12 protein-coding genes are annotated in these 11,877 nt (G+C 48.5%); 5 read left to right on the forward strand and 7 right to left on the reverse strand.

Annotated elements, in window-relative coordinates; all coding sequences use genetic code 11:
• Positions 1–100 precede the first annotated feature (100 nt).
• Positions 101–316 (forward strand): DUF4287 domain-containing protein, encoded by a 216-nt coding sequence (locus KHQ09_RS00850; RefSeq protein WP_213600346.1) that lies wholly within the window; start codon positions 101–103, stop codon positions 314–316.
• Between the two features lie 212 nt (positions 317–528).
• Here KHQ09_RS00850 and KHQ09_RS18495 read toward each other — a convergent pair whose 3' ends face one another.
• Positions 529–654, reverse strand: a complete 126-nt coding sequence (locus KHQ09_RS18495) for a hypothetical protein (RefSeq protein WP_272491728.1) — start codon at positions 652–654, stop codon at positions 529–531.
• Positions 655–769: 115 nt separating this feature from the next.
• Here KHQ09_RS18495 and KHQ09_RS00855 point away from each other — a divergent pair, with 115 nt between their 5' ends.
• The gene (locus KHQ09_RS00855; RefSeq protein ID WP_213600347.1) at positions 770–1,141 is read left to right on the forward strand and encodes a hypothetical protein; all 372 of its coding nucleotides are present in this window, start codon (positions 770–772) and stop codon (positions 1,139–1,141) included.
• A 306-nt stretch (positions 1,142–1,447) separates the two neighbouring features.
• Here the strand turns inward: KHQ09_RS00855 and KHQ09_RS00860 are convergent, their stop codons facing one another.
• Positions 1,448–1,603 carry a hypothetical protein gene (locus KHQ09_RS00860; RefSeq protein ID WP_022709160.1) on the reverse strand — a complete coding sequence of 52 codons (156 nt, stop codon included), beginning with the start codon at positions 1,601–1,603 and terminating at the stop codon, positions 1,448–1,450.
• A 393-nt stretch (positions 1,604–1,996) separates the two neighbouring features.
• Here KHQ09_RS00860 and KHQ09_RS00865 point away from each other — a divergent pair, with 393 nt between their 5' ends.
• The 3 genes from KHQ09_RS00865 to KHQ09_RS00875 all read left to right on the forward strand — a co-directional run bounded on the left by KHQ09_RS00865 (position 1,997) and on the right by KHQ09_RS00875 (position 6,201).
• Positions 1,997–2,518, forward strand: a complete 522-nt coding sequence (locus tag KHQ09_RS00865; RefSeq protein WP_213600348.1) for a sigma-70 family RNA polymerase sigma factor — start codon at positions 1,997–1,999, stop codon at positions 2,516–2,518.
• Positions 2,519–2,595: 77 nt separating this feature from the next.
• Positions 2,596–3,516 carry a FecR family protein gene (locus KHQ09_RS00870; RefSeq protein WP_213600349.1) on the forward strand — a complete coding sequence of 307 codons (921 nt, stop codon included), beginning with the start codon at positions 2,596–2,598 and terminating at the stop codon, positions 3,514–3,516.
• A 213-nt stretch (positions 3,517–3,729) separates the two neighbouring features.
• Complete coding sequence (locus tag KHQ09_RS00875) at positions 3,730–6,201, forward strand: TonB-dependent receptor (RefSeq protein WP_213600091.1); 2,472 nt, start codon at positions 3,730–3,732, stop codon at positions 6,199–6,201.
• 118 nt (positions 6,202–6,319) lie between these two features.
• Here KHQ09_RS00875 and KHQ09_RS00880 read toward each other — a convergent pair whose 3' ends face one another.
• From KHQ09_RS00880 to KHQ09_RS00900, 5 genes are read right to left on the reverse strand one after another with little or no spacing between them, the layout of a single operon-like run.
• Positions 6,320–7,372, reverse strand: a complete 1,053-nt coding sequence (locus KHQ09_RS00880; protein ID WP_213600092.1) for an ABC transporter ATP-binding protein — start codon at positions 7,370–7,372, stop codon at positions 6,320–6,322.
• 38 nt (positions 7,373–7,410) lie between these two features.
• The gene (locus tag KHQ09_RS00885; RefSeq protein ID WP_213600093.1) at positions 7,411–8,607 is read right to left on the reverse strand and encodes an ADP-ribosylglycohydrolase family protein; all 1,197 of its coding nucleotides are present in this window, start codon (positions 8,605–8,607) and stop codon (positions 7,411–7,413) included.
• On the reverse strand, positions 8,604–10,025 hold the full coding sequence (locus tag KHQ09_RS00890; RefSeq protein ID WP_213906440.1) for an extracellular solute-binding protein: 1,422 nt from the start codon (positions 10,023–10,025) through the stop codon (positions 8,604–8,606). Before KHQ09_RS00890 ends, KHQ09_RS00885 begins: the two co-directional genes overlap by 4 nt.
• A 31-nt stretch (positions 10,026–10,056) precedes the next feature.
• Positions 10,057–10,959, reverse strand: coding sequence for a carbohydrate ABC transporter permease (locus KHQ09_RS00895; protein ID WP_151159583.1), 903 nt, complete (start codon positions 10,957–10,959; stop codon positions 10,057–10,059).
• Positions 10,959–11,855: an ABC transporter permease gene (locus KHQ09_RS00900; protein WP_213906443.1), complete on the reverse strand. Its 897-nt coding sequence runs from the start codon at positions 11,853–11,855 to the stop codon at positions 10,959–10,961. Before KHQ09_RS00900 ends, KHQ09_RS00895 begins: the two co-directional genes overlap by 1 nt.
• Positions 11,856–11,877: the final 22 nt, after the last annotated feature.

Here is an 11,877-nt window from a genome sequence, read left to right on the forward strand (position 1 = left end):
TTACGATTTAGCAACCGATTTTCACCATCAAGAAAATCGTGAAGATTAATGAAATGGACAGCCTCGCAACAATAATATTTGCTCTTATTAAGGGAACACCATGACCACAGATAAGAATGTAAAAGGCCCTGCTTCGTACTTTCCGTCCATTGAGAAAACATACGGAAAACCAATCAGTCATTGGCTAGAGATTTTAAGCAGGATAAAAGGTAAAAAGCATATGGAGATGGTAACTATACTCAAATCCGAACACGGACTTGGCCATGGCCACGCAAATGCTTTGGTTGCCTATCATATGGCCTCAGCTGCACAATAACCCCTCAATCAAGGCCATCACAGATCAGTATGCCAACGCCCCTGAACATCCCTCTCAAAGCATCATTTGGAGGCTGGACAGCGCTTCCGTGGTTTGCATGGGGAAGCAACAATATGAAACCCGTACTGACGCTCCATCCTGACAAGATAGAGTATCGGTTATTCCGCCTTCGCCAGAAACCATATTCGGCTATTTCACGCATTGATTACCGCTCAGCGTGGCGCACTGAAAATATCGTCATAGAGTTCAACGATACCTTCAGTACATTTATCGGGAACATAGGGGATCGTGACATGACCTGTAAAGCTCTCATCTATTTGCGGGACAGAGGCTGCCATCTTTCTGAGAAAGCCGCAGCTTTAATTGCTTCCGCAAAGTAAGTGTTTCAGGGAGTGGCAGTCCATCACATAGTCGCTGCGGAAATAGCATCGAGCAATCAATCAAGAGGATTAAATGAGGGGAATTATTGTTACAGTTATATTGCTGGTATCCGCTGTTTCAGCCCATGGAGCAGAAAAACCACTTGAATCTTATTATGCGCGGTTAAGTGCAGAAGATCATTTCAATTCAGCGGGAAAGCGCCTTACATCCGCTGCAGCGATTATCCGGCAGGATCGTGCGAATTTTCACGTCTATGGCAAGCGCGATCAGGAAGATGAAGCTGATTACACGTTCTCATCTAAAGAAAACCGTGCCCGTTTCGAACGCATGGCCGCCAAAGGTAAATTTTATGATGGCACAGAAAAAGCAATTCTCAATGGAACACCATTGATTCACGTTGAGATATATGAGGATTATGTCATCGTATCCGTGCGGGAAAATTGATTAGCTACAGGCATAGCTGAATGCAGGAGTGACCGGCGGTTTTCTTTAACTAACGATTGAGCCTGATATTTCATGCCATTTTGCGAAACAACCCATTGCACAGGTGCTTCATGAGAGCCATATCCGTCGCCTGCTCTATTATACTGATCGCTACGATCATATCCGGTTGCGCTAACCGCCAATGCAGTGATTGGCCGGGCACATGCATTATTCAATAACTCAAGCCGACAAGTAATTTTCCCAACCTGCCTTGTTGAGCTTTTTACTCGCCTGATCTGACATGATTAAGTGCGATAAAGCAGGCTCTTACAGCCCGCTTGCCTCGCCGCTCATCTGCGCTTCTTCTCTTTTTCTCTGCGCTTCTTCCTTATCTTTATCGTAATGCCACTTGATAGCGAAGAACATGCAAACGCCTAATACACCAAGCTTGAAGATACCGAAAACGATAGGAACCCAATCCATTTTTGAAGCTTTCTATGCTGCAATCTATGGTGCAGAGCACTAGCAGAATAATTCTGATTAAACAGCTCATTTTTATCTGATCACGCTTTGGTGAACAGATAAGTCCCCACTCTTACACCACAAGCTTCAAACAGTGTTGTAACCCAGTTTGAAGCGTATATTACCCATATTTGGTTTGTAAAATTTCCCCTTTCCCTTCTCCCCGAAGCCAGTCAGGGACATGATAGTTTAACACCATCATAAAATATGACTTTTTTAATCATGTTAATCTTGATAAACAAACAAGAAGCAGATATTTAAGATAAAAGCTTGATTCAAGACAGCATACTTAACAGGTTGATCGATATTCCAATGCAATTCTGTTAAAGTCGCTCTGATCCCGGGGATATTTCAATGGCAATTCTTAGCCATAGTTTCACACACCTCTACGGATCGGAAAAAAATCGTCTTAAACGATTTATCGCTCGTATTGTCGGCAATAACACCACTGCTGATGATCTGGTGCATGATGCCTTTTCAAAGCTGATTGATGCCTCCGGCAAGCAACAGATCAGAGAGCCTTCCGCCTATCTAACACGTGCAGCGCGCAATCTCGCACTCAACCATCTCCGTCACATCCAGCAGGGTGTGGAGATCACGGTTGATGAACAAGTTTATCATGCCATGGCTGATCGTAAAGCATCACCGGAAATGGAGCTGCTCTATCGTCAAGAATTACGCCGTTTGCTGACAGCTCTTGCAGGCCTGCCACAACGCAGGCGTGAAATTTTTATCATCCATCGTTTTGAAGGCGCCAGTTACAGTGAAATCGCAGACAGGTTTCAGCTATCGCGCCGCACTGTCATCAATCATGTTTTTAATGCGCTGGATGATCTGGATCTGGCGCTGGGACCGGATTTTCTGCAATTTCCTTAAGCAAAATCCTTTAGCCAAGCATCATTCATCAAGTGCCTTTATTATAATAACCAGCATATAAACCGGAAAGCGCCTTAATGGCTGATGACAGCAGATCCCCCGTTATACGCGAAGCCCTGCGATGGTTTGCAGTTCTGCGGGATGATGGCGTTACAAATGAAGATCGTCAGGCTTTCGAATTATGGAAAAATCAAAGTGCTGAACATTTAGCGGCATGGGAGCGTGCCGGTGCTTTATGGGCTGCTTTTGCCCCCGTTGAAACGGAGATGCGCCAGTCGCGCATCAAAAAATTAAGTCGGCGTGCTTTCATTGCGTCAGGCATCGGCATGCTGGCAGCAGGCTCAGGCAGTTACTGGTTTTATCAAAACGGGGCATTTGCCGATTTTTCTACCGCCGCCGGTGAAATACGCACATTGACTCTGGCAGACGGTTCGGTCGTCGATCTTGGCAGCCGCTCAGCATTATCTGTCAATTATTCTGAGACCCAACGCCGCTTAACGCTCCATTGGGGAGAAGCCTATTTCACTGTCGCCCCGGAGCAACGGTCGTTCATTGTTACGGCGAATGGCGGCGAAACAAAAGCTCTCGGTACGCGCTTTAACATACGAACCGATGACAAGTTTGTTACGGTTGCGGTAACTGAGCATCAGGTAGAAATCTCCCTGCCCGGTTTACCATCCGAACGCCTGATCAGCGGCTGGCAAGTAGCCTATAAGCCGGATGCAATTTTACCGGCACAAGAAGTCGACATCAACACTGTGGAAGCCTGGCGCAAAGGACGTCTGATTTATCACAAAGCGCCTTTACGCCGTGTTCTCAATGATATTGAGCGTTATAGCGGCGGGTTCATTATTCTGACAGATAACCGGTTAGGCGATATGCCGGTGAGTGCCGCCTTCAGCACAGACACTGTAGATGCCGCACTTGTTTCAATTGCGCAAACACTGCCCATCACCGTCAGACATGCCGGCGGATTGGTTATTATCTCCGGCCGGTAGGTGAGAAATAAAAACAAACCGGCTTAGTAACTTTAGCCATCCCGCGTGTCATACCCTGTGAGAGCCAATAAACGGCACTCTTACGGATGACATTCGCCAGAGGCGGAAATGTGAGGGGCTTCGACAATGCAAAATACACAGTTAACCGGCACGGTTTTGACAATAAACCGCAAATGTTTAACGCAGCCGGTTGGCAAAAAAGCAGTCTATCTGATGGCAGTGCTTATGATGTCCACCAGTCTTTCCGCTGTTATTGCCCCGACAATTGCCAACGCACAAACATCTGCCAGTGAACGTAACTTTTCCATTCGCAGCCAGTCACTTTCCACCGCATTGCTCGAATTTTCCAATGCCAGCGGAATAGATATATTCTTTGACCAGAAAACAATCGGCAACCGCTCTACACAGGGTCTTACCGGAAGATACACACCCCAGGCGGGATTAGAGAAACTGCTTGCGGGAACAGGACTTAGCTATAATTTCAATAATGCCAGATCGATAACAATCATTGATCGTCTTGCCTCCAGCCACAATGCGGCAACATCTTCCAATGACAGTTCGATTTTACTCAACACAATCACGATTGCAGGGGGCACAAATCCTGAAAACACCCCTTACACAACACCCGGATCTGCCGCTTATATTTCTGCCGAAGATATCAGCCGGTTACCATCAAGCACTCAGGGCGATCTTTTTAAATCGACACCGGGGGTCATATCGTCAGGCAGCCGTACCGGTCAGGGATTGAATCTCAACATTCGTGGCCTTCAGGGCATGAACCGCGTCGCAACATTAATCGACGGAACACAGCAGTCCACCTCCAGTTATACCGGCTATCGCGGGCAGACCAGCAGCGTTTTCGTGGATCCTGACCTGATCGCAGGCATTGATGTAACCAAAGGCCCAAGCGACGGCCCGCTGGGCAATGGTGCCATGGGCGGCGTTGTCAATATGAGAACATTAAACGCACGCGACATTGTTGCTGAAGGCAAAGAATATGGCGCGCAGGTGAAAACAACTATTGGCAGCAATACCAAATCCCCGCCTGCAACCGGCACCGACAAACAGCTGAATGATGCACCCTCATTCTTTAATGGCGATAGTTTTAACGGTTCGGTCGCCGCTGCAACTGTGCAGGAGAATTTCGAATTTCTGGCTGCATTAACACGCCGTAAAACCGGCAATTATTTTGCCGGTAAAAAAGGCTCAGACCTTCTTGCAAATAATACAGGCACATTATCTCCGGTGCCGCGGGGCGGTGAAGTCTTTAACACGTCCGAAGATTCATTCTCGGCTCTTCTGAAAGGAAAGGCGCATTTCAATGAGGATACATCTTTAGAGCTGAGCTATATGCGCTATGAAAGCAAACACGGAGAGCTGGATGATTTTCCCTATATTTATACATTCATCCCACCAAGTCAGAACGCGCTGAACCGCAGAAAAACAGACACATTAACTGCCAGACTGGCCCATAATCCTTCTGACAATCCCCTTGTTGATTTCAACATTTCAACCTGGCTGACAAATGTAAAAAGAGAAGCACCCGCGACCCTTGACGGAAGCGCTGATGTACTGACCTATGGCACGGAAATTTATAACCGTTCCGAATTTGCAACATCACTCGGGCACCTGACATTAAATTATGGGGCGCAGGTTTCTTTGGAGGATTCCGAAGGGCAGGAACTTCGCGGTTCCTATTCCTGGGATCCGACACGAACCTATCTCATCAGTGCGGGACCAACAGGAAAGCGCCGTCTTGCCAGTGTATTCAACCATGCAAAACTTGATGCGACAGACTGGCTGAGTTTTGGTGCGGGCTTGCGCTATGACACATATAAAATTGAGCAAGGCGGTGGCGCTCTGGCGGCCTATGGCGACAAGAGCGGATCACGGCTTAACCCGTCTTTATCTGTCACGGTGACGCCGTGGGAAGGCATTCAGCTCTATGGTCAATATGTACAGGGCTGGCGTCCGCCTTCCTTGCGGGAAACGAGTTATATCAATGGTGAAATCCTCTTCCCAAATCCTGATTTAAAACCTGAAAAAGCTGAGAATTATGAGGCTGGCATCAATATATTACGCTCGGATATTATCTCAGACGGGGACAATCTGAAATTCAAGGCGAGCTATTTCAAAAACAAATACAAAGATTACATCATACGGGATTCAATCAAACAAAACTGGTCTGAACCGCGTCATTGGGCAAATATTCCAAGCGCGGCATTTGAAGGGATTGAGCTTTCTCTCAAATATAATACTGACCAAATATTCTTTGAAACCGGTCTGACAAAATATACTAAAGTCGAGTTCTGCCATCAGCTTACCGGTTGTGCAGCCAAAACAATTGGTATCGACTATGGCGGCAATTACATTCCGCCGGAATATCTTGTTACCCTGACCGGTGGCGTACATTTGCTTGACCAGAAATTAACGGTCGGTGGTCGTGCTACATTTTTCGGTGAACGAGCTGTTAGCGAGGCAATGGGCTTAGGTTATGTCACGCCGACACTCTGGCCAAAGAGAACGATTCTTGATCTGTTTGGTGATTATAAATTCAGTGAAACTGTATCGCTCAATGTCAATGTTGAGAATTTGACGAACCAATATTATCTCGACCCGCTCTCATTTACCCGCGCGCCCGCTCCCGGTCGCACGATCAGGGCCGGACTGACTACAAAGTTTTAGCATTCTTATAATCTTAAGGCGGGCATTGCCCGCCTTAAGCAAATTGACCTCTGTCATCAACGCCACATAACTTATCGACTATTCCTATCCGCCAGCTTCAACATGGTGACATATTATATCAATAACGCAGACGCTCACCGGATACGCTGTCAAAGAGAAGAACTTTTGCAGCATCAAGAGCCAGCCTGACTGTCATACCTGTCGTAAACTGCCGGTCGCCTTTGGCAATCACATGGATGTCCTGCACGCCGACTTTAACCACCAGTTCCTGACTGTCGCCGGTTGGCTCAACCAATGTCACCAGCCCCTTAATACCTTCATCAGCAATCTCAATATGCTGCGGGCGGATGCCATACATCATGCTGGTTTGTGATTTTAACGGAGAGACAAGCGGCAAAACAATACCGTCCTCCGTGACAGCATGATCCCCCCTCGCCTCTGTTTTCAGCAAGTTGATTTCCGGAGAACCGATAAAACCCGCAACAAATATATTGGCCGGATTATTATACAGTTCCAGCGGCGGCCCATATTGTTCGATCTTGCCGCCATTCAGCACGACGATTTTATCAGCCATAGTCATCGCTTCTGTCTGGTCATGCGTGACATAAACAGTTGTTTTACCAAGGCGTTGATGCAGTTTTTTAATCTCACTGCGCATTTTTACGCGCAATTTAGCGTCCAGATTGGACAACGGCTCATCAAACAAAAACGCTCTTGGTGCACGCACAATGGCACGTCCCATCGCCACACGCTGACGCTGACCACCGGAGAGCTCGCGCGGGAAACGGTCCAGCAATTTCTCAAGGCCGAGTATTTCTGCCGCTTCCTGTACGCGTTTGCGGATTTCTTCTTTCGATGTACCACTCAGCTTCAGAGAAAAGCTCATATTTTCCGCAACTTTCATATGCGGATAGAGTGCGTAGCTCTGAAAAACCATAGCTATATCACGCTCTTTCGCGCGCATATCATTGACGACCTTACCCCCGATGCGGATTTCACCGGAGGTAATATCTTCCAGTCCGGCAATCATGCGTAAAAGCGTCGATTTTCCGCAACCGGACGGACCAACCAGAACCACAAATTCCCCATCACTCATATCGAGCGAAATGTCTGCAAGCACAGAGGTTTTTCCATAGCTCTTACCTACATTTCTCAATTCGATTTCAGACATTTATGGCTCCGGTATATGTTATTGATCGAAAAACAGTGTCAGGCAGCAGCGTGAGCGGCATTGCTTGTGAGATGATCCCACATCGATGCTCTGCGCTGCTCCGACTGCCTGTCTGCTTTTTGTATTTCCATTACGGTTTGATAAAATGCATCAGCCGCCTTGTTCAGCTCAAGCTTATTGGCTGAATCCAGCAATGCTGCATCCGTATCGTCAATGACAGACGCACCATGCATAGCGCCGAGAATGGCACCGGCCATGACGCCGATGGAATCCGTGTCGCGTCCGGAGTTAATGCCGTCATGAATAGTCTTGTAAAAGTCACCATCATTGACCACCGCAAAACCTAAGGCGAGCGGCAGTTCCTCAATCGCATTGAGGCGGGACGGACGATAGGCTTCACTGGCCACACCGGTTTTCTTCACAGAATGCGTGACATCATCACCCATAGGTGAATATTTTCCGATAATCGTCTGAAAAACTTCGGTGACTTTATCTGCGTCCTGCCCTTTGAGGGTCTTTGCAGCGGCTACAATTTCAAGAATAGCCTGCTTTGTACCGTCTTTTGCTAATGCAACGGCCTCATTGACCACTTCATCGATGGTAATGTGCGGAATAAAAGCCGCTGCAATCGCTGCCGCCAACACACCTGCGGCTTCCAGACCATAGCTCTGCTGATGGCCGGAAGCGAAAGCAATTGCCTCATCATAGGCCGCTTTCGGATTGCAGGCATTCATCACGCCAACCGGCGCAATATACATCGCCGCACCGCAATTCACCATATTGCCGATGCCACCTTCACGCGGATCGCAATTGGACAGCTGATGACGCTGAAAAATCCATTTTTCCGGATAGAACAGGCGCTCAATCAGCATGGCCTCACGCTGCAATTCAGGAACCCAGCGCGGTGTCCATGCAATTTCACGCACCATACCGTCCGCCATATCCCAGGCATCAATATGGCGGCGCACGTCATTATAAATATTCATCAGACACAGGGTCATCAGCGTATCATCTGTCACGATACCACTGCCCCGAACACGCCAGTTACGGGCAATGCCGCTCTCCGACATGCGATGCCATTCTGTATTCAGATTGGTAACACGGCCGTAACGCTGGCGAATTTGCTCGGCTGAAAGTTTTTCAACCGGTGCCCCGATGGCGTCACCGTAAGCGACGCCATAAAGAACTGCCCGAATTCGTCCTTGCAGAGACAAAGGAGCAAGTGTGTCCATCATTTTAATACAGTCCTCGCATATTCAGTCAACCGGTCACCGCCGGCAGTCTTCCACTCAGAAACAAACTGATCCCACTGATCGAAACCCGCTTGTCCGGAGATAAATTTATAAGCCCATGCCTTGTAGACATTCTGCGCCGCATCCAGATCAGGCGCATATTCATTCGGCCAGATAAATGCATTATCAGGCTTGTAGCTTTGGGTGATATTGGTCAGAAACTGCGTGGCAGCAGGGCTTCTCACGCCTTCCGGTAGTTTCCAGTTTGCGGCCGCGATAAAGCGCACATACCAGGTTGCCATTTTGTCTGTTGGCTTGATGGTCTCGCCGTCACGGGTATATTGCTCACCTTCAAAACCAAGGCGTTCCAATGCCTGACCTTCAGGGCTGGCCACGAAATCAAGAAATTTAACAACTTCTTCTTTGTGCTTGGAAAGAGCTGAAATTGCGAAACCACGTGTTTCCTTGGAAACATCAACTGCGGCCAGACCTTCGCCACCGGTGCCCGCAGGCGGTGCCAACAGAACCAGTTCCGGATTAGCATCAGGGTTTGCCTGTTTCATCTTACCGCGATAAACATCCACATTCTCAGCCGATGCCGAGAACACCATACCGACGCGTCCGGAATAGAACTTGTCTTCCTTGGTATCCCATTTGGTAGTGATATATTCCGGGTCCAGCAGTCCCTGCTCACGCAGCGATGCATAGAAAGTCAGCTTGGCTTTTTCCTGCTCAGAAATCTGTGAGGCAATCCAGTTGCCCTCTTTGTCTTTCAGCCAGGATGAGCTGACGCCGAATGCCTGATTAAAAATCGTATCGGCTTCATCCATGCTGCCCGGCACAGTCAGCGCATAGGATTTATCACTGCCTGCACCACCAAAATTGCCGCTCTTAATCGCCTTGAACAAAGCAACATAGTCATCAACCGTTTTCAGTGCAGCCAGTCCGGTTTTGCTCAGCCAGTCCTCACGCATAACCGGCTGTGAGACCCGCGGCGGGAATGCATAAAGCAGATACGGATAATTCTGGAGGCGAGCCGTATTATGCGGGTAAAGCGCATCTTTCAGATAGGTCGTTTTCGGCAGCCAGTCGTTCCAGTTTTCAAGAACGCCCTGCTCGGCCATCACCGTGTCACCGCCCTGAAAATAAATCAGATCGGGAATGTCGCCGGACAACATCATCGCGCCGAGCTTATCAGCATAGCCGGAAGCCGGAAGATTGACGATCTCAATCTTCAGATCTGTCCCTCTTGCCTTCAGCGCCGCTTCATATCTCTGAATGAGCTTCACGTCATCCGGATTGGTGTTGAGCAGATCCTTCGCCACTACGCGTATAGTGACCGGCTCGGCCAGTGCCGGCAATGCTGCAGCAGACAGCAGCGCAACCACACTGACAGACAGAATAAGATTATTTTTCAGCATATGTCCTTCCCCTTTATATGTGCCGGAATAATCAGCCCTTGAGCGCGCCGCTCATCGTGCCTTTAGTGAAAAACTTCAGGATTAACGGATAAATCGCCAGGATCGGTACAATCGTGAGCAGGATCATGCCTGCGCTCAGCGCCCTGATATTGATCTGGCTTGCGCCTGTGTAATTGACGGAATTTTCCAGCCCGACCATGGCAATCTTGTCGCCCTCGACCACAAATTGGCGCAGCACAACCTGCAGCGGCCATTTGGACTGGTCATTGAGGTAGATCATCGGGCGGAAAAAATCGTTCCAATGGAAAACGAAATAGAACAGTGCAATCGTCGCCAATGCCGATTTTGATACCGGCAGCACAACATACCAAAATGTCTGAAAAACATTGGCACCGTCGAGTTCTGCGGCTTCCAGAATTTCATTCGGCACTTCTTCAAAGAAGCGGATCAGAATAATCAGATACCAGGCATTGACCAGTTTGAAGAGAATAACTGACCAGTAGCTGTCGATCAGACCCAGACGTTTATTGAGGAAGTAATCCGGTATAATGCCGGGATCGAAAACAATCGTCACCAGCACGAAGACCAGAAGAATACGGCGCCCCGGCAAGCCCGGGCGCGACAAGCCCCATGCCATCAGCGCTGTAAAACACACGCCGAGTGCAGTACTGGTCAGCGTGATAAAGACCGAATTGATCAGCCCCTGCTGCACTGCCGGATTGGTGATCAGCAGCTTCCAGACCTCTAGCGAAAAGCCTTCCGGAATGATTGTGAGGCCGCTCATTCTCGCGACTTCGGAAGGCGATGACAGGGAAACAGCCAGCAGATTAAGCAGCGGCTGAACCATCACCACAACAAGCAGCAGCAAGGTAGAGAGAATGATTGCATATTCTGCCCGCTCCAGCGGAGAGCGACGAATTTTACCTGCTGCCATCACCAGATCCCCTTGCCTGTCAGCTTTTTCGAGATGAAATGCGCGCTCATAATCAGGATCATGCCGAGCCCTGCCTTAAACAGACCAGCTGCCGTGGCGAGCGAATATTGTCCGGTTTGCAAACCGATGCGATAAACATAGGTATCGAGAATATCGATCTGACTGCGCACAATATCATTGGTGAAGTTGATCACCTGATTGAGGTCAGCATTCAGGAACATGCCCGCATTCAGAATGAACAATGTAGCAATCGTCGGCACGATACCCGGAATGGTAACGTAGAAAATTTTCTGCCAGCGGTTAGCACCGTCAATTTCCGCAGCCTGATAGAGCTCCTGATCAATTGACATAATCGCTGCGAGATAAAGCAGGCTGTCCCAGCCGGCCGAGCGCCAGATTTCAGAAAACACCAGAACCCAGCGGATTGTCCCCGTCTCAGTCATAAAAGAAACCGGCTGAAAACCGAAAAAGCCGGTAATTTCATTCACGGCACCGGTGCTCGGTGACAAAACAGCAATGAAAATACCTGCAATTACCACCCATGACAGGAAGTGCGGCAGATAAATTGCCGACTGAATGAATTTACGGGTACCGGTGCCGCGTACCTCATTGAGCAACAATGCCACAATGATCGGCACGGGAAACACAAAGACGATTTTCATTGCTGAAATGATCAGCGTATTGGCCAGCACCTGCCAGAAAATCGTGGACGAGAACAACAGTTCAAAATGCTTCAGCCCCACCCAGATATTCGGCGGAATAATGCGCAATTGTTCAAAAGCAATTTTAGCTTCCCACACCGGCATATAGTGGAAAATAAAAAAGAAAATCAGGGCTGGTGCCATCATCAGATAATAAGGCCACCACTGGCGGACGCTGCTTTTAAAGCGCTTCATTTTGGGAACGTTCCCAATTTGA

The sequence above is a fragment of the Pseudochrobactrum algeriensis genome (genome assembly GCF_018436245.1).
Classification (GTDB): Bacteria; Pseudomonadota; Alphaproteobacteria; order Rhizobiales; family Rhizobiaceae; genus Pseudochrobactrum; species Pseudochrobactrum saccharolyticum.